The 16,511-nt window shown below is 67.5% G+C and carries 22 protein-coding genes; 13 read left to right on the forward strand and 9 right to left on the reverse strand.

The annotated features are described in order from the left end of the window. Nucleotides 1–91 precede the first annotated feature (91 nt). On the forward strand, nt 92–886 hold the full coding sequence (locus IE88_RS0109805) for a thioesterase family protein (RefSeq protein WP_031553769.1): 795 nt from the start codon (nt 92–94) through the stop codon (nt 884–886). Nucleotides 887–908: 22 nt separating this feature from the next. Here IE88_RS0109805 and IE88_RS0109810 read toward each other — a convergent pair whose 3' ends face one another. From IE88_RS0109810 to IE88_RS0109835, 6 genes are all read right to left on the reverse strand, one after another. Next, nucleotides 909–1,271 (reverse strand): 6-pyruvoyl trahydropterin synthase family protein, encoded by a 363-nt coding sequence (locus IE88_RS0109810; protein WP_051881854.1) that lies wholly within the window; start codon nt 1,269–1,271, stop codon nt 909–911. A gap of 12 nt (nt 1,272–1,283) precedes the next feature. Then, complete coding sequence (locus IE88_RS0109815) at nt 1,284–1,670, reverse strand: dihydroneopterin aldolase (protein ID WP_051881856.1); 387 nt, start codon at nt 1,668–1,670, stop codon at nt 1,284–1,286. A 4-nt stretch (nt 1,671–1,674) separates the two neighbouring features. Continuing rightward, nucleotides 1,675–2,415: an SDR family oxidoreductase gene (locus IE88_RS0109820; RefSeq protein ID WP_031553777.1), complete on the reverse strand. Its 741-nt coding sequence runs from the start codon at nt 2,413–2,415 to the stop codon at nt 1,675–1,677. Beyond that, entirely contained in the window at nt 2,412–3,374 is a 963-nt protein-coding gene (locus IE88_RS0109825; RefSeq protein ID WP_051881858.1) for a calcium/sodium antiporter, read from the reverse strand. The genes IE88_RS0109820 and IE88_RS0109825 overlap by 4 nt, the downstream gene beginning before the upstream one ends. Nucleotides 3,375–3,420: 46 nt before the next feature. After that, the gene (locus IE88_RS18150) at nt 3,421–3,564 is read right to left on the reverse strand and encodes a hypothetical protein (RefSeq protein WP_156032545.1); all 144 of its coding nucleotides are present in this window, start codon (nt 3,562–3,564) and stop codon (nt 3,421–3,423) included. Nucleotides 3,565–3,658: 94 nt separating this feature from the next. Beyond that, nucleotides 3,659–4,711, reverse strand: a complete 1,053-nt coding sequence (locus IE88_RS0109835; protein WP_031553782.1) for a PAS domain-containing protein — start codon at nt 4,709–4,711, stop codon at nt 3,659–3,661. 191 nt (nt 4,712–4,902) lie between these two features. Here IE88_RS0109835 and IE88_RS0109840 point away from each other — a divergent pair, with 191 nt between their 5' ends. The 4 genes from IE88_RS0109840 to IE88_RS0109855 all read left to right on the forward strand — a co-directional run bounded on the left by IE88_RS0109840 (nt 4,903) and on the right by IE88_RS0109855 (nt 10,277). Beyond that, entirely contained in the window at nt 4,903–5,679 is a 777-nt protein-coding gene (locus IE88_RS0109840; RefSeq protein ID WP_031553794.1) for an enoyl-CoA hydratase, read from the forward strand. Between the two features lie 84 nt (nt 5,680–5,763). Further along, nucleotides 5,764–7,659, forward strand: coding sequence for a cation:proton antiporter (locus IE88_RS0109845; protein WP_031553797.1), 1,896 nt, complete (start codon nt 5,764–5,766; stop codon nt 7,657–7,659). Between the two features lie 111 nt (nt 7,660–7,770). Then, nucleotides 7,771–8,616: a sensor histidine kinase gene (locus tag IE88_RS0109850; RefSeq protein WP_031553799.1), complete on the forward strand. Its 846-nt coding sequence runs from the start codon at nt 7,771–7,773 to the stop codon at nt 8,614–8,616. Continuing rightward, a complete protein-coding gene (locus IE88_RS0109855; RefSeq protein WP_031553801.1) occupies nt 8,613–10,277 on the forward strand; it encodes an ATP-binding protein in 1,665 nt (554 codons plus the stop codon). Before IE88_RS0109850 ends, IE88_RS0109855 begins: the two co-directional genes overlap by 4 nt. A 6-nt stretch (nt 10,278–10,283) precedes the next feature. Here IE88_RS0109855 and IE88_RS16580 read toward each other — a convergent pair whose 3' ends face one another. The 3 genes from IE88_RS16580 to IE88_RS17365 form a co-directional block, all read right to left on the reverse strand. Further along, a complete protein-coding gene (locus IE88_RS16580) occupies nt 10,284–10,805 on the reverse strand; it encodes a thioredoxin family protein (RefSeq protein WP_051881860.1) in 522 nt (173 codons plus the stop codon). A gap of 65 nt (nt 10,806–10,870) precedes the next feature. Then, nucleotides 10,871–11,329 (reverse strand): MaoC family dehydratase, encoded by a 459-nt coding sequence (locus IE88_RS0109865; RefSeq protein WP_031553808.1) that lies wholly within the window; start codon nt 11,327–11,329, stop codon nt 10,871–10,873. Between the two features lie 68 nt (nt 11,330–11,397). Continuing rightward, on the reverse strand, nt 11,398–11,796 hold the full coding sequence (locus tag IE88_RS17365; RefSeq protein WP_162178331.1) for a helix-turn-helix domain-containing protein: 399 nt from the start codon (nt 11,794–11,796) through the stop codon (nt 11,398–11,400). 112 nt (nt 11,797–11,908) lie between these two features. On the opposite strand from IE88_RS17365, the gene IE88_RS0109875 reads away from it, so the two are divergent. The 8 genes from IE88_RS0109875 (at nt 11,909) to IE88_RS17370 (ending at nt 16,492) form a co-directional block, all read left to right on the forward strand. Then, complete coding sequence (locus IE88_RS0109875) at nt 11,909–12,127, forward strand: hypothetical protein (RefSeq protein WP_031553813.1); 219 nt, start codon at nt 11,909–11,911, stop codon at nt 12,125–12,127. A gap of 62 nt (nt 12,128–12,189) precedes the next feature. Then, nucleotides 12,190–12,534, forward strand: a complete 345-nt coding sequence (locus tag IE88_RS0109880) for an Mpo1-like protein (RefSeq protein WP_031553817.1) — start codon at nt 12,190–12,192, stop codon at nt 12,532–12,534. Beyond that, complete coding sequence (locus IE88_RS0109885) at nt 12,534–13,019, forward strand: flavodoxin family protein (RefSeq protein ID WP_031553820.1); 486 nt, start codon at nt 12,534–12,536, stop codon at nt 13,017–13,019. The genes IE88_RS0109880 and IE88_RS0109885 overlap by 1 nt, the downstream gene beginning before the upstream one ends. A 278-nt stretch (nt 13,020–13,297) precedes the next feature. After that, on the forward strand, nt 13,298–14,536 hold the full coding sequence (locus IE88_RS0109890; protein WP_081871586.1) for a tyrosine-type recombinase/integrase: 1,239 nt from the start codon (nt 13,298–13,300) through the stop codon (nt 14,534–14,536). 53 nt (nt 14,537–14,589) lie between these two features. Then, nucleotides 14,590–15,198: a hypothetical protein gene (locus IE88_RS18155; RefSeq protein ID WP_156032547.1), complete on the forward strand. Its 609-nt coding sequence runs from the start codon at nt 14,590–14,592 to the stop codon at nt 15,196–15,198. 129 nt (nt 15,199–15,327) lie between these two features. Further along, nucleotides 15,328–15,558: a helix-turn-helix transcriptional regulator gene (locus IE88_RS18950; RefSeq protein WP_202900479.1), complete on the forward strand. Its 231-nt coding sequence runs from the start codon at nt 15,328–15,330 to the stop codon at nt 15,556–15,558. Nucleotides 15,559–15,771: 213 nt separating this feature from the next. Then, complete coding sequence (locus IE88_RS0109900; RefSeq protein WP_202900480.1) at nt 15,772–16,098, forward strand: winged helix domain-containing protein; 327 nt, start codon at nt 15,772–15,774, stop codon at nt 16,096–16,098. Continuing rightward, nucleotides 16,082–16,492, forward strand: a complete 411-nt coding sequence (locus tag IE88_RS17370; RefSeq protein WP_051881866.1) for a helix-turn-helix domain-containing protein — start codon at nt 16,082–16,084, stop codon at nt 16,490–16,492. The genes IE88_RS0109900 and IE88_RS17370 overlap by 17 nt, the downstream gene beginning before the upstream one ends. Nucleotides 16,493–16,511: the final 19 nt, after the last annotated feature.

Here is a 16,511-nt window from a genome sequence, read left to right on the forward strand (position 1 = left end):
TGCATGACGCGAAGCTAGGCAGCCGCGGCGCGCCGCTCAAGCATGCATGTCCGGCTAGGCTGCAAGGTCCGCAGCGCGCTATGGCGCCCCCATGACGACATCCTATTCCGATCTTCTCGCGGCGATGACCGAGCGCGACGGCGCCGTCGCCGCCTCCGTGCCCGATGACTGGCGGCAGGGCCGCACCGCCTATGGCGGCCTTTCCGCAGCGCTCGGCCTCGAAGCCGTGAGGCTGCAGCAGGGCGAGCTGCCGCCGCTCAGAACCGCGCAGATCGCCTTTCTCGGCCCGGCGGTGGGCGATCTCAGCGTGCGCACGCAGGTGCTGCGCGCGGGCAAGTCGATGACCTTCGTCGCCGCTGACGCCTCCGGAGAGGCGGGGCTCGCGACGCGTTGCCTGTTCGGCTTCGGCGCGGCGCGCGACAGCAGCATCGACTACGACGATGTTCCCATGCCGGAGGTCCCGGAGCCCGAAGAGCTTCCGCCCCGGGACATGAGCGGTGTCAGCGGACCGGCCTTCATGCAGCATTATGACGTCCGGTTCGTCGCGGGGGCGGATCTTTTCTCCGGCAGCGACGAGGCCCGCTTCCTCGCCTGGGTCCGGCATAGGGACGAGGGCGCGCGGCGCGGGCAGGGACCGCTCCTGGCGCTCGCCGACGTTCTTCCGCCCGCCTTCCTGTCGATGCTCGATGCGCCCGCTCCGGCCGCTTCGATCACCTGGCAGGCGGACTTCCTGACCGAAGAGGCCGATTCGCAGGGCGGCTGGTATCTCTGCGGGACCTCCGGCGAGGCGGCGGTGAACGGCTATGGCGGCCAGGCGCACATGGTCTGGGCCCGCGACGGCGAGCCGGTCGTCGGCGCGCGGCAATGCTGCGCCGTCTTCGGCTGAAGGCGGAGCGCGGCCGGCGCGCTCAGGGGCGGTAGCGCACCGCCTCGTGCAGGGTGGGCCGCGCGACCTCCACCTCGGCGAGGGCCGGAAGACGCGCCTTGAGGTGGTCGAAGACCCAGGCCGCCAGCACTTCGAGGGTCGGCCGCTCCAGCCCCTCGATCTTGTTCAGGAAACGATGGTCGAGCCGCTCGCGCACGGCCTCGCACGCTGCGCGGACCTCGGCGAAGTCGGTCACCCAGCCCTGCTCGCCCAGCGTCTCCGCGCGCAGCACGGCGGTGGCGCGGAAGCTGTGGCCGTGGATATGCGAATAATCGTGCCCCGGCGCGACATTCGCGCCGAGTTCATGGGCGGCTTCGAAGCCGAAGCTGTAGGACTGCTCGTACATGGGAGGGGGCGATTAGCGGGCGAGGGCGGCCGCGTCTATCCGGCTCATCCGGCAGCCCACCCCGCGGGCATCCTCGTAGACGGACAGCTTGCGCGTCTCGACCACCACGCCGTGCACGTCCTCGCGGGCCATCAGCCGGGCGATGATCGCCTCGCAGAGCGTTTCCTGCAGGCCGAAATGGCGCTCCTCGGTCAGGTCCAGCACCGTATCGCGCAGGTGGTTGTAGTCGCAGACATCCTCAATGCCGTCGCCCGCACCGACGCGGCGCAGCACCATGCCGATATGGAAGCTGACGAGCTGGGGCTTCGTCTCGTGGTCGAGGACGCCCAGGCGGACCTTGCGGCGCAGATCCTCCAGGAAGACGGCGTAATAGCCTTCGTCGAGCGCGGGCAGATGCATCGTCCTAGCCCTTGAACGCGACGTCGCGCTCGGTCGGCACCAGGTGCTCGCCATTGTCGGCGAGGAGGGTCGTGCCGGTGATGGCGGGATTTTCGAGCGCGAAGCGGACGGCCTGCGCGACATGGACCGGGTCGAGACGCCGCTTCAGCGCATTGTGGCGGTCCGCCTGCGCCTCGAAGCTCTCTTCGCTCTGCCCCGGGCTCGGCAGGCAATAGCCCGGCGCCACGCCGATGACGCGCACTTTCGGCGCGAAGGCCTGCGCCATCAGCGTCGTCGCCTCGCGCAGGGCCGATTTGCTCAGCGTATAGGCGAAATGGTCGGGATTGGGATTCCAGAGCTTCTGGTCCAGCACGTTGACGATCGCGGCATCGCCCTCCGGCGCGTCCTTGGCGAAAGCCTGCGCAAGAAGAACCGGCGCGGCGGTGTTGACCGCGAAATGCCGTTGCAGGCTCTCGGGCCCCGTATCCGCCGCCGTGTCGTGTTCGAAGATCGACGCGGAATTGACGAGGCCGGTGAGGGGGACGCCGAGCGCTTCGCCGGCATCGCGGATCAGGCGCGGCGGAAGGCCGAGGTCCGACAGGTCCCCGCCGACCGCGATCCCGCCGATCTCTCCGGCCAGCGCTTCGGCTTCCCCGCGCGAGCGGTTGTAATGCACCGCGACCGCCCAGCCCGCCTCGGCCAGCGTGCGGCAGAAGAGGGCGCCGAGCCGCTTCGCGCCGCCGGTGACCAGAACGCCGCGCCTCATGCCGCGCCTCCCGTGCCGAGAAAGACGATATAGGCGACATAGGCCGCAGTGAAGGCGATGCCCAGGATGCGGCCGATCCGCCCCCCGGCAAAGACCAGCGCCGCCAGCACGATCGCCGTGACGATCATCACCGGCAGGTCGTAGAGCAGCGCCGTGTGCGAGAAGGTGGAGGTGCCGACGAGCCCCGCCACGCCGCCCACGAAGAGCAGGTTGAAGACGTTCGAGCCGAGGATATTGCCCACCGCCACGTCGGCCTCCCGCTTGAGCGCCGCCGCGAAGACCGTCGCCAGCTCGGGCAGCGAGGTGCCGAAGGCGACGATGGTGAGGCCGATGACCTCCTCGCGCACTCCGAGATCGGTGGCGACGGCCGCGCCATTGTCGACCAGCAGGTCGGCCCCGAGCGGCAGGCCGATCAGGCCGGCGACGAGATAGAGCGGCGTCTTCCACTTGGAACTCGCCGTCTCCCCATATTCCTCGACCTCCGCCATCAGTTCTGTGTCGCCGTTCGACCGCGCCGCCGCGATGCCGATCGCGACGACATAGGCGGCGATCAGCGCGAGCATGACCAGCCCCGCGCGTAGGTCGATCGCGCCGCCGAGATAGACGAAGCCGCAGAAGACACCCGTCGCCAGCAGCATGACGACCGCGTGCCGGCCGAGCTTCGGCGTCGCCAGCGAGATCGCCGAGACGATGGCCGGCACGCCGAGCACCAGAAGGATATTGGCGATGTTCGAGCCGACGATATTGCCCATGGCGATGCCGTTGTCGCCGGACAGCACGGCCTGGACCGTCACGAACAACTCCGGCGCCGAGGTGCCGAAGGCGACCACGGTCAGGCCGACGAGAAGGGACGGGATGTTCAGCAGCTTGGCGAGCGCGACCGCGCCGCGCACGAGCAGCTCGCCGGCGCAGAGCAGCGCGGCGAGGCCGACGACGATCAGGAGAAGGTGGATCAGCACTGGCGGGCCTCGCGGCGGGCCTGGCTGGAAGGCATGGCCGCGGGGATCAGTCCGGGCGCCCTTTCTCGAGCGTGTTCAGCGTGACGAAGGCCAGAACGAAGAGGCCGATCACCACGACGCTCGGCGGAAGGATGCCCAGCACAGCCAGACCCAGAATGAGCAGACCGATCACGGCGAGAGCAGCGAACATGGAACCTCGGACAGCGCTAGGGAAACAAGTCGCGCCCCTCTAGACCAAGCGCGGGGCGGCGTCACCCCTGATGGTGGCGCCGGCGCAGGCCGCTTCAGCCGGGAAAGAGAAGCTCGACCCGCGGCCCTTCCTGCGTCTGCTCGCTACGCCAGCTTCCGCCCAGAAGCGCGACGCAATGTTGCAGCAGCACGTCGCGGAACGGCGATCCGGCGGTGGCGGGGCTCGCTTCGGCAGGAGCGCCGAGACGCTCTTTCCAGAGGAGCCGGGTCCGCCCCTCCTGGTCCTTGTCGAGGGTCAGGACGATTCCGCCCCGGTCCGCCGCGGGGCGCCGCCGCGCGGTGATGAGGAGCTCGCAGAGCAAGGTGGCGAGCGCTGAGGCCTGTCCCGCTGGCAGCATGTGGACGGCGCCGAGGTCGAGATGCAGCGCGTCGGGCGCATCGCCGCCATGCTGCGCGCAGGTCTCGACGACCCGCAGGACGACATCGGCGACCGCGATGTCCGGCGCATGCAGTTCCGGCTGCTGCTCGGCGGCCTCGGCGGTCAGGGCGTGGACGGCCCTCATGACCTCCACCTGCTCGGCCAGCATCGCCGCCAGCCCGTCCTTGTCGAGCGCGCTGTGGCTGCCGAGCCGGATCAGCGTCGCCATCAGCTCGTACCCGTTCGTGACCCGCTGATCCATTTCGGCGGCCAGGGCGGCGAGGCGATCCTTCTGGCTTCTGTGCTCGGTCGCGTCCCAGTTGACGCCGAGCATGCGGATCGGGGTTCCTCCCGCGTCCCGCTCGATGACGCGGCCGCGCCCGCCGACCCAGCGCAGGGCGCCGTCGGGCAGGACGATGCGGAACTCGGTGGCGTAATCGACATCCTGCTCCAAGCAGGCCTCGTGCTCTCGCTGAAGGCGGGCGACGTCCTCGTGGTAGACCCGGCAGAAGAAATCGTCGGCCGTGTAATCTCCGGGCGGCAGGCCGAACAGCGCGTACCAGGCGGCATTGCTCTGCACCTTGCCGGTCGCGATGTCCCACTCCCAGCTGGCGACATTGCTCACCTGGAGCGCCAGGGCGCTGCGCTCGGGCGGCAATGATCCGCAGAACTCTCCCCCCTCGGGCCGCACGCGGTGCTGTGGAACGGGGAAGACGGTGATGCCGCTCATGGTGGTCTCCGAAAGAGGGGGTGCCTTTTCCGTCCCCGGGGGTGGGGAGGGCGCACTTGTTCTGCCTGCCTGTACTGGTTTCCGGCGGCTGCCTTAGGGTAAAGGGGTCACCGCTTTCTGAACGCGCGGCCGCCTTGCGATGCGGCACCGCACAAGCGTAAGGCCGCTTTCCCGAACCGAAGAGGCGAGCAATGGCTTACTCCACGATCGAAACCAGGACCGAGGACAAGGTCCGCATCGTGACGCTGTCCCGGCCCGAGGCGCTCAACGCGCTCAACACCCAGCTGATGGACGAGCTGTCCGACGCCCTGATCAAGGCGGACGCCGATCCGAGTGTTTCGGTGATGATCGTGACCGGCTCGGAAAAGGCCTTCGCCGCGGGCGCGGACATCAAGGAGATGCAGAACAAGACCGCGATGGAGGCCTATACCGAGGACTTCATCACCGCGAACTGGGAGCAGGCTGCCAAGTGCCGCAAGCCCGTGATCGCCGCCGTGGCCGGCTATGCGCTCGGCGGCGGCTGCGAACTGGCCATGATGTGCGACATCATCATCGCCGCGGACACGGCGAAGTTCGGCCAGCCCGAGATCACGATCGGCGCCATTCCCGGCGCCGGGGGCACCCAGCGCCTCACGCGCGCGATCGGCAAGTCCAAGGCGATGGAGATGTGCCTGACCGGACGGATGATGGGCGCCGAGGAGGCCGAGCGGGCAGGGCTCGTCTCCCGCGTGGTGCCCGCAGCCGACCTGATGGACGAGGCGCTGAAGACCGCGAACAAGATCGCGTCCTTCTCGCGGCCGATCACGATGATGGCCAAGGAATGCGTCGACCGCGCCTATGAGACCACGCTGCGCGAGGGTCTTCTCTTCGAGCGCCGCGTCTTCCACGGCGTCTTCGCGACCGAGGATCAGAAGGAAGGTATGGACGCCTTCGTCGAAAAACGGCAGCCAAGCTTCAAGAACAAATAGATATGGCTGCGGCCGGACCGATGGACACCGTGTCCGCCTGCGCTAGCTTCGGCTGACGCGGATAGCCGCCCGAGGATCGCCGGCATGCAAGACCATCTCGTTCTCGCCGTCGTCCTGATCGGCGTTCTCGGCATCGGGGCCCAGTGGCTCGGCTGGCGCTTCAACCTGCCGGCCATCGTCCTGATGTCGATCGCCGGGCTCCTCCTCGGACCGATCTTCGGCATCATGCGGCCCGAAGAGACCTTCGGCGACTTCTACCAGCCGATCATCGCGGTGGCCGTCGCGGTCATCCTGTTCGAGGGCGGGCTCCAGCTGCGCTTCGACGAGCTGAGGGGGCTGGGGAAGGGCGTGAGGCGCCTCGTCCTGCCCGGCGTTCCCATCGCCTGGGCGCTGGGCGCGCTCGCGGCGCATTACGTTGCGGGGCTGAGCTGGGGCACGGCGATCCTGTTCGGCGGCATCATGGTGGTGACGGGACCGACCGTCATCATTCCCCTCCTGCGCCAGGCGAAGCTGTCCTCGCGGCCCGCCGCGCTGCTCAAATGGGAAGGGATCATCAACGACCCGATCGGCGCGCTCGCCGCCGTGGTCGCCTATGAGTTCTTCTTCACGACCCATAGCGGTGCCGCCGGCCACGAGATCGAATCCTGGCAGATCGCCGCGAGCCTCCTTCTGGGCTCCCTCATCAGCCTCGCATGGGGCGTCGGCGTGGGCTACGGCCTCGCCGCCAGCTTCCGGAAGGGCCTGGTTCCCGAATATCTCAAGCCGCCAGTGCTGCTCTCGTCGGTCCTGCTCTGCTTCGAACTCGCCAACCTCCTGCAGGAAGAAGCGGGGCTGATCGCCGTCACGGCGATGGGCGTCACCATGGCGAACGCCAAGATGCCGTCGATCAACCAGCTGCGCCACTTCAAGGAAAACATCGCGGTCCTGTTCGTCTCGGGAGTCTTCGTCCTGCTGACGGCCAATCTGACGCCGGAGACGCTGACCATGCTCGACTGGCGGGCGGCGCTATTCGTGGCCGCCATGCTGTTCGTGGTGCGGCCCCTGACCGTCTTCCTGTCGACCATGGGAACCGATCTGCGCTGGCAGGAGCGGGCTCTCGTGGGATGGATCGCGCCCCGCGGCATCGTCGCCGTCGCGATCTCCGGCCTCTTCGCCGCCTCGATGGCGGATCGCGGCTATGAAGACGCGCAGATGCTGGTGCCGCTGGCCTTCGCCATGGTCTTCGCCACCGTCCTCCTGCACGGCTTCACCATCGCGCCGCTGGCCAAATGGCTCGGCCTCGCCTCGACCCATCCGCCGGGCGTCCTGATCGTCGGGTCGAGCCCCTGGTCGATCAAGCTCGCCGAGAAGATCCACGACCTGAAGGTGCCGGTGCTGATCGCGGATACGAGCTTCCGGGCGCTTCGCCCCGCGCGGCAGGCGGGCATAGAGACCTTCTACGGCGAGATCCTGTCCGAGGTGACGGAGCACCACATCGAATTCGTGCGCTTCGGCTATCTCCTCGCCGTCGGCGGCAACGAGGCGCACAACGCGCTGGTCTGCACCGATCTCGCGCCGGAAATGGACCGCGCGACGACCTATCAGCTTTCGGCCCGCGGCACGGATGATTCGCGCAAATCGGTGTCCTACAGCCTTCAGGGCAGGACCTTCCTGTCCGAAAAGGTGAGCCTCGATTCGCTGCTGCAGAAGCACTGGGAGGGCTGGGAGTTCCAGTTCACCCGCCTGTCCGAGGAGTACCCGCCGGAGCGCTATCGCGAGGGGCTGCCGGCCGAGGCGCTCATCGTCCTCGTCGTGCGCAAGGACCAGCTCCTCTTCCAGTCCGCCGAGGAACGGATCGAACTGATGGCAGGGGACCGCGTCCTGGCCTATCTGCCGCCCAAGGCGGTCGGCGAGCGCAGGGAACAGGCGCCCGACACCTCCTCGGATGTCGAGGCGATCCAGGAGAAGAAGCGCGCCGCCCTCGAGAAAGTCTCCACCTGACCCGTTCCGGTACGTTCCGCATCGGGACTTAACGGCGGCTTAAGGAAGTTGGCCGTAGCCTTAACCCGGCTGGTTAAGGGAACGGGTATGGCGGTCAGGCAGGAAAGGGGGATGCGCGCGGGCAGCCTTCTTGCCGCCTACACCGCCCGCTACGGCGACGCGATACGGCGCCAGCAGAGCACGATCGCCCTGCGCGCCGCGCGGGTGGAGGCCGAGCTCGCCTACCGCGCGCGCGGAACCTTCCTCGCCAGCATGAACCACGAGCTGCGCACGCCGCTCAACGCGATCACCGGGTTCGCGGGCCTGCTGAAGGAAGCCGACACCTATGGCTTCGGCCCGGAACAGCGCACCGAATATCTCGATTATATCCTGGAATCGGCCGACCTCCTTCTCTCCCATATCGACACCATCCTCGAAGTGGCCGATGCCGAAAGCGGCGGCACCAAGCTGCGCAAGAGGAGCTTCCCGCTGCCCGAGATCATCGAGCATCTGGCCGAAGACCTCGCGGAGGAGCTGGCTTCGCGCGAGATCGTGCTGCGGACCGACATGCCAGACTCCCTGCCGCCCGTGCATGCCGATCCCGACAAGATCATGACGGCTCTGCGCCACCTCGTCCTGTTCATCGCCGCCAAGCACCGGCCCGGCATGCATATCGACGTGACCGTCCGCCCCGGCCTCGCCGGCCGCTCCAAGGGCTGGATCTATCTGGCGATAGAGGATGACGGCCCCGGACGGACGGCGGACGAGCTTGCCGACGCCATGCGGGTCTTCGAGCAGGTCCATGAGGGGCTCGACAGGGGCTTCGGCAGCCAGGCCCTCGGCCTGCCGATCGCCAAGAGCTTCGTCGAGCTCAATGGCGGCCGGTTCAACGTGAAGCCCCGCCAGGCGCCCGGCCACCTGATCCGCTTCGCGCTTCCCCTGGCCGTGGAAGATGAAGCCCTGGCGGTGGCGTCATGATGAGCGAAGAGATCCTCACCCTGACCAGCGAAAGCCAGGAGCCGGGCCGCGGCCGCCGGCGCGTGGGGCGGGTCATCGCCAATACCGGCGCGGTCGTCCTCGTCATGATCGAAAGGCAGGGCGGGGCGGCCGAGATCCTGCACACCGGCGACCTCCTGATCGTCGGGCGCAACAGCTCGCTCTGCGTCGGCGCCGTCAGCTCGATGAGCGTGCCGGCGCCCGCTGCCCAGGGAGAGACCGACGAGTTGTGGATCGCCGAGGTCGAGCTCTACGGCGCGCTGTCGGAAGACGGCGCCGTGCGGCACGGCCTGCCGCGCCCGCCGGCGCTCGGCGACCCCGCATGCCTCGCGGGGGAAGCCGATATCCGCGCCCTCTACGGGCCGGAGGCCAATGGCGGAATGCGGATTGGCACCGTGGCCGGCACGCCCTACGAGGCCACGGTCGCGCCTGCCGCGCTGACGGGCGGCTTCGCTCTCCTCGGCTCCGCGGATTTCGGCAAGAGCTGCTCGATGGCCGTCCTGGTCCGCGCGCTCCTGCGGGCGCGCGAGCCCGTCCATCCGGTGCTCCTCGACATCCACGACGAATATGGCCGCAGCTTCGGGCGCGCGGCGAGGATCATCCGCCCCGGCGCCGGCTTCCTGCCGCATTGGCTGCTGACGTCGGACGAGCTCGCCTGGGTCCTGTCGCTCAGCGGCGGGCCGCTCCTGCCCGAGGAGCGCTCGCTCCTCGACGAGGGCGTCCCCTATGCGCGGCGTCGGACGCTGCAACGGGCCGATCCGGCCGCGCTGGACGGCTCGCCCGTCGACGGTCCGCTGCCTTACCGGATCGGCGATCTCCTGTCCTGGCTCGACAAGACGGCGCAGCAGGACGCTTTGCGCGGAGCGGTCGTCTATGAAAGGCTGCGCACCCGTCTTCGCAGCGCGACGGCGGATGGACGCCTGCGCGTCATCTTCGGCGGCCAGCCCGGCCAGGACACGCTCGGCGAATTCGTGCACGACGTGTTCAGCCTCCGCCGGCCCGGCCCGCTCCTCTCGGTCCTCCAGCTCGGCAAGCTGCCGCTCGGCCTCGAAGGCCTGTTCACCGCCGTCATCGCGCGGATCGGCACGGCGCTTGCCGAGGGAACGCGCGGCGCGGTCTCGGTTCTGCTCCTTCTCGAGGAGGCCGACCGTTTCGCGCCGGCCGACACGCCCACCGGCGTCACCGCCCTGTCTTCCGCCGCCCTCGAAAAGCTGGTCGCGCGCGGCGCGCGCTCGGGCATCGGCCTCGGCTTCACATCCGACCGGGCCAGCGAAGTCAGCGGCCGCCTCCTGCGCGAGGCGCCGACCGTCTTCGTTCACCGCATGTCGGGGGAGGCGGATCGTACCCGCGTGACAGCGGCGCTGCCCGAGGCGGCGAACGCCTTCCTGTCGGCCGCCGCCACGCTCGGCCGCTCCGAGGTGGTCGCCTGCGGAAAGGCCGTGCCGGTGCCGGGACGCCTCCTGATGGACAGCCTGCCCGACGCCGCCGTGCCCGGACAGGTGCGGGCGAAGGGACCCCGCGCAGCCGAAGACATGGTGGAAGACTTCATCCGCCGCTGGCGTTTCGGCAGCGAGGCGGCGGCGGCCGATCTTCCGCCAAGAGTGTCCCGGCGCGAGGGCGGAGACGCCGTGCCCGCGGCCTGACCCGCGTCAGCTCGCCGGCATCTCCGCATAGCGGTAGAGGTAGTTGGCGAAGTCCTGGGGATCCCGCTCGCGCGCATTGCGGAAGATCGACGGTTCGGCCGCGTTGAGGACCCTGCCTTCGGGCGTCACGATCAGGAGCGTCGGCACGCCCTCGAGCTCTTCCATCCCGAAGCGCTGCGGCACGTCCATGTTCCTGTCGTAGCGGCCGACATCCACCTTCACGACAGCATAGTTCTCCGCGATCAGATCCGCGATCTCCGGGATTTCCATCATCCCGGCGAGGATCCGGCAGTCCGGGCACCAATTGCCGCCCATCTTGATCAGCACGCGCTTGTTCTCGCCGCGCGCCTGCGCGAAGGCGCGGTCAATCGCGGCCTGCGCATCGAGCGCGGGGTCATAGGGCTGCGGATCGGCGGAATAGACAGCGTTCTCCGAAATGATCGGCGGTCCTTCGGGACCCTCGGGCTCGCTGTCGGCGCAGGCTGTGAGGCCGGCGGCGAGAGACAGGGCGATCAGCATGGCGCGCATGGGCAATCCTCCACAAGAATGACTTCACAGGTCGCGGCGGCGGCGGCCATCCGCAAGAGCAGGTGTCAGCCCGCCTCCGGTCCCGCCTTCATCAGCGCGGCCCGCTCGCAGGAGGCGACGACAGTGCCGTCCTGGTTCAGCATCTCGTGCAGGAAAGTCACGATGCCCTGGCCGGGGCGGGACTTGGACGCGCGCACGGCCTGCACGGTGGTGCGCGCGCGCAGCGTATCGCCATGGAAGACCGGCGCGGGGAAGCGGACCTTCTCCATGCCCAGATTGGCCACGGTCGTGTTGAGCGTCGTGTCGTTGACCGTCATTCCGACCAGAAGGCCGAGGGTGAAGAGGCTGTTGACCAGCGGACGTCCGAATTCGGTCCGGGCTGCGGCGTGATGGTCGATGTGCAGAGGCTGCGGGTTCATCGTCATCAGCGAGAACTGCATGTTGTCGTATTCGGTGACGGTGCGCGTCCACTCATGCTCGAACACCCGCCCCACTTCGAAATCGGCGAACCACAGTCCCGGCATGAACGACCTCCCTTTTCTGCTGTGCCGCTTACGCAAAGGAATGCGCGGAAGCCAGCACGGGGCATGGATCAGCTGGCGAGCCTGTGGCCCAGGGCCAGCACATGGTCGAGCGTTTCCTCGTCCATCCTCATGGCGAGCTGCGCCAGCTCCGCCGCCTTGCGGCGCCGGTCCGCGGGCGCGGGCGCGGGCGAGGGCGCTGCGGGCGGAGGCGCCAGGGTCGCCATCAGGCTGACGGGGTCGGTGCCGAGCGCCTGCGCGATCGCCTGGAAGCGCGACAGCGACATCCGGTTGGTGCCGAGCTCGTATTTCTCGACCTGCGCGCCCGAGACGCCGCAGGCCCGGCCGAGCGCGGCACGGGACAGGCCGGCGCGCTCACGCATCCGCCGCACGGCCCGTCCGGCCAGAAGGTCCAGCGTCTGCGGTCCGGTGGCGGCGCTTCGCTGTGGCTTGTCCTCTGGTCTCGTCACCGCTCGCCTCTCATCGGGCGACCTATACGCGAGGTGAGAATCGCATGCTACCTCGGATTGCATTAGGGGGCGTTCACAATATGTTCCTCACCGGGCGATGAGGAGCGACGGCATGACGGACAGCGAGTGGCTGAGCGCGATCTGGGAGGCGGCAGAGGAGGTCGGGGATGATTCCCTCGTCCTCGCGACGCTGATGGCGATGCGCGACCCCCGCCTTCGCGACGATGTCAGGGCGCTGATCGCGGCCTCGGACGGCACGCGGGCGAGCCTGCGCGTGCTCCTGCGGCGCAGCGGCCTCTGCACGGCTGCGAATGCGGCCTCGAAGAGGTGAAGCTTGTCTTGCCGGCCTCTTCGGGGCAGCCTCCCCATCGTCCTGCAAGGAAGGAGAACGCGATGAGCACGGAGCGCAGCTGTCGCAGCTTTGCCGAGTTCTTTCCCTTCTACCTGCGCGAACATGCGCGGCCGCGGACGCGGGCCCTCCACTATCTCGGCACGGCGTTGGTGCTCGCCTTCGCCATCTGGGCCCTGCTGACGCTGAACCTCTGGCTGCTGCTGCTCGTTCCCGTGGCCGGATACGGCTTCGCCTGGATCAGCCACGCCTTCGTCGAGCACAATAGGCCCGCGACCTTCACCTATCCGCTCTGGTCGCTGCGCGCCGATTTCCGGATGTTCTTTCTCGCCCTGACGGGGCGGCTCGGCCCGCATCTCGACCGGGCGGGCGTCGCGCGGCCGGGCTGATGGCGCAGCTCCTGATCGTCTACCATTCCAAGACCGGCGGCACCGGGCAGATGGCGGACGCCGCTGCAGAAGGCGCGCGGGAGGAGGCGGAGACCGTCCTCAAGCGGGCGGAAGAGGCGGGGCCGGAGGATCTTCTCGCCGCGGACGGCTACATCTTCGCGGCGCCGGAGAACCTCGCCGCCATCGCGGGGGTGATGAAGGACTTCTACGACCGCAGCTACTATCCTGTCCTCGGACGGATCGAGGGGCGGCCCTATGCCCAGATGGTCTGCGCCGGATCCGACGGCGAGAACGCGGCCCGCCAGACGGCCAGGATCGCGACCGGCTGGCGGCTGAAGGCGGTGCAGGATCCCCTGATCGTCTGCACGCACGCCCAGTCGGCCGAACAGATCCTGGCCGAGAAGACGATCGCGCCAGACGATCTTTCGCGCTGCCGCAAGCTGGGCGAAGCGATGGGCGCGGGCCTCGCTCTGGGCGTCTTCTGAACGGTGGGCGGCGTCCTTGCCGGCGCCGCACAGGCGGGAGGCTGCTCATGGCCGAGGACAGGGGAGGGTGCGCCGGGACGGCCGCGGACATGGTGCCCCCAGTCCGACTCGAACGAACGACCTACTGATTACAAATCTCTGGGTCCGACTATCCGCCCCTTGTCACATCCCCTCAGAGGCTAGGTAATCCGGGCTGTAGCGTCATCAGTCGATATCACCCGTTGCCTTGCGTTTCTGGTAGCATGGTAGCACGGTGGTAGCACGGCAGAGAGGGCGGCTTGGCCGAGCTGCCGGTGCGAGGGGCGATGGCGGGTCGAATTACAAAGCGAGCGGTGGATGCTCTGCCTGCGGGCGAGCGGCGGTGGGATGGCGAGCTGAAGGGGTTCGGCGTCCAGCGCACCAAGGGCGGTACGGCATCCTACGTGCTCAAGTTCCGCGCGGGCGGGCGGCAGCGCTGGCTCACCATCGGCAAGCATGGCAGCCCTTGGACGCCGGACACGGCACGGAAGGAGGCGCAGGCGCTTCTGGCGCTGGTAGCACAGGGTAAGGATCCTGCGACCGAGAAGCTTGCAGCGCGGGACCGAGCGACGTTCGCGGCCTTCGCAGAACGCTACCTCGCTGAGCATGCCGAGCGTCACAAGAAGGCGAGTTCGGTGCGGGATGACCGCGCGAACCTGCGCAACCATCTGCTACCCGCCTTCGGCGCCCGCGCACTGGACCAGATTACCCGGCAGGACGTGGCGAAGCTGCACAGCAGCCTCGCGGACCGTCCCGTGGCCGCGAACCGCGTACTCGCACTGCTCTCCCACATCTTCACGATGGCGCAGGCATGGGGCGAGGTGCCGGACGGCACGAACCCGACGCGGCACATCAAGAAGTTCAAGGAGGTGAAGCGCGAGCGCTATCTGTCGGCTGAGGAGTTCGTGCGGCTCGGCGCAGCGCTGCGGCAGGCGGAAGAGCAGGGGAGCGAGACGCCTTATGCCGTGGCGCTTTTCCGGCTGCTCACCTTCACCGCAGCGCGCTGCAGCGAGATTCGCACGGCGCGATGGGAGTGGGTGGACCTGCAGGCGGGCGAGCTGCGGCTTCCCGACAGCAAGACCGGCCGGAAGACAATCCACCTCTCGCCGCCTGCGCTGGAGGTGCTGGCGGCTCTCCCGCGCGAGGAGGGCAATCCGTTCGTCATCTGCGGAGGCAAGCCCGGCGCCTCGCTCGTGAACTACAAGGATCCGTGGAAGCGGATCAGCGAGGCCGCGCGGCTGGACGATGTCCGCCCCCATGACCTGCGTCACAGCTTCGCCAGTATCGCCGTCGCGGGCGGGATGAGCCTCCCGATGATCGGCGCACTACTCGGACACACACAGGCGCAGACGACGGCGCGCTATGCTCACCTCGCCAGCGACCCGTTGAAAGCCGCTACGGCTGCTGTCGGGACACGGATCAATGGGCTCATGGAGGCAAGGTTAGATGCAACTGCCATGCAGCTTGAGTCGTGGATCCACGAAGCCGCATCTAGGTAAGGAACGTGACCGTAAATCGTACAGTTGAAGCGGTCTGTGAGGTGCGTAGAAATATGTCGGACAGGATTTTTGAAGGCGAGAGCTCTCTGCAGAAGTTCATTGACCGCCGCACGGGTGGTGAAAATCTCCCCGAAGAAACCTTCGATGCGATGTCAGAGGATCTACGCATAGGTGTTGAAGAGGGTGACAGGCTTTCAATTGTTTCTGCCGTCCACTTCTTCAGGGCTGCCAGCGTTCCATTCCCTACATGGCTTACGGACGCACTGGTCTACCTCTTTTGGGATTTAGAAGATGTCAGCGTAGGGGAAGAATTTTCGAGACTACTTTCTCGGCGACAGCGATCCGATGCTCTAGCCTCTAAGCAATGGAACCACTGGCGTCTTCTCACCGCTTGCAGAGTCGCTCAGGGCAAGGGTGGAGCGGGAAAGCAGTTCGTCTACAAAATGAGCAGGCAAGAAGCGGCCCGTTACCTCGGCCTGACCTCAACTGAAAACCTCGGTAGATCATGGGAGCACGCGTACAGCATCGTCGCCGACATCACAGGCGCCAGTACGGAGACGGTTAGAAAAGACTACGCACTCATCCAAAGAGGCAGAGAACGCGAGGGATCAGAGGGTCGGTACTATTTCTTTATGCCGAGACCCTGTGAGGAAGAAGAGTAGGGCAGGACGCGCAGAATTCAGTTGCCCTAGGGCAAACATCGTCTGTTCCCGCTCCCTTAATACGCCGCTCTTTCCGAAGTACCCATAGGCATCCGGGCATGACCGGTAGGTACTAAGAGGAGTAGGCATTTGTCAGACCTTCATCAAACCGAGGATGGATCTCAGAGCGGCCTGTTCAACACAAAGCAGGCAGCAAACTACCTGAACCTTGGCGTAAGCACCTTAAATCGCGCCCGCTGCGAAGGCTGGGGACCAAAGCATACCGTTCTAGGCACCCGCGCGATCCGCTACCGACAACGAGACTTAGACGCTTTCATCGAAGCCGGTCTTCGTCAGTCTACTTCAGAACGCGCGGCATAAGAAGGGCGGCCATGAGCTAAGCCCACAGCCGCCGAAAGGCATTACCATCATGACCATACAGAACCTGCCTCGCGCACGCCAGCGCGAGATTGATCTCCCTACGCCTTTCTCCCATCAGGTGCGGCTTGTCCGCCGGCGCTTCGCCCTCAGCGAAGAGGGCGCCGCCGTCGTCGCCGAACTCGCCTTCGGCTCCTGCGGCGAAGGAGGTGATGCATGAGCGGCAACAGCCAGGAACACGGCATTCGCTACAGCATCGCGGTCGACACCGAGCGCGGCGTGCTGCTCTTCACCGGGCGGGATGCATGGGCACTACAGCACCTTATCCGCGCGGGTGAGAACGGCGTGACGCCGCTAGAGCGTCCAGCGCCGCGCTGGTCGCACTACGTCTGGAAGCTGCGAGGCGCCGGGCTGGACGTGGAGACCATCACCGAGCCCCACGGCGGCACCTATGCCGGAACGCATGCCCGCTACGTGCTGCGCACGCCCTGCAGGATCCGGCCCGGCGCACGGAAGGATGGTGAGCATGGCGCAGCGGCGTAAGGGCCGAGGCGTCGATGCGCAGGGGCGGTCCAAGGGGCCGCCCCGCCACGTCCGCCTCTATCGCAGCACTTTGCACTCGCCTGCCTACCGCTCCCTGGTACCGGCGGCGCGAGCCATTCTGACAGAGCTGTACGACCTCTATGACGGCCAGAACAACGGCGAGCTATTCCTTAGCGTCCGGCGGGCGGCGGAGCGGGTGCACGTCAATAAGGACACGGCCGGAAAGATGCTCGGCATCCTGCGCGAACGCGGCTTCATCAAGCTGCGGGTGGAAGCCTATGCCGAACTCGATATGCGCTACGCCCGTTGCTGGGTGCTGACAGAGTTTCCGTTCGCTGGCCATGCGCCCTCGCGCGACTTCGAAAAGTGGTATCCGCCGGGAAGCAAGGAGTGAATGTTTGCGACGCCTAGAG

The sequence above is a fragment of the Parvularcula oceani genome (genome assembly GCF_000733125.1).
Lineage (GTDB): Bacteria > Pseudomonadota > Alphaproteobacteria > Caulobacterales > Parvularculaceae > Parvularcula > Parvularcula oceani.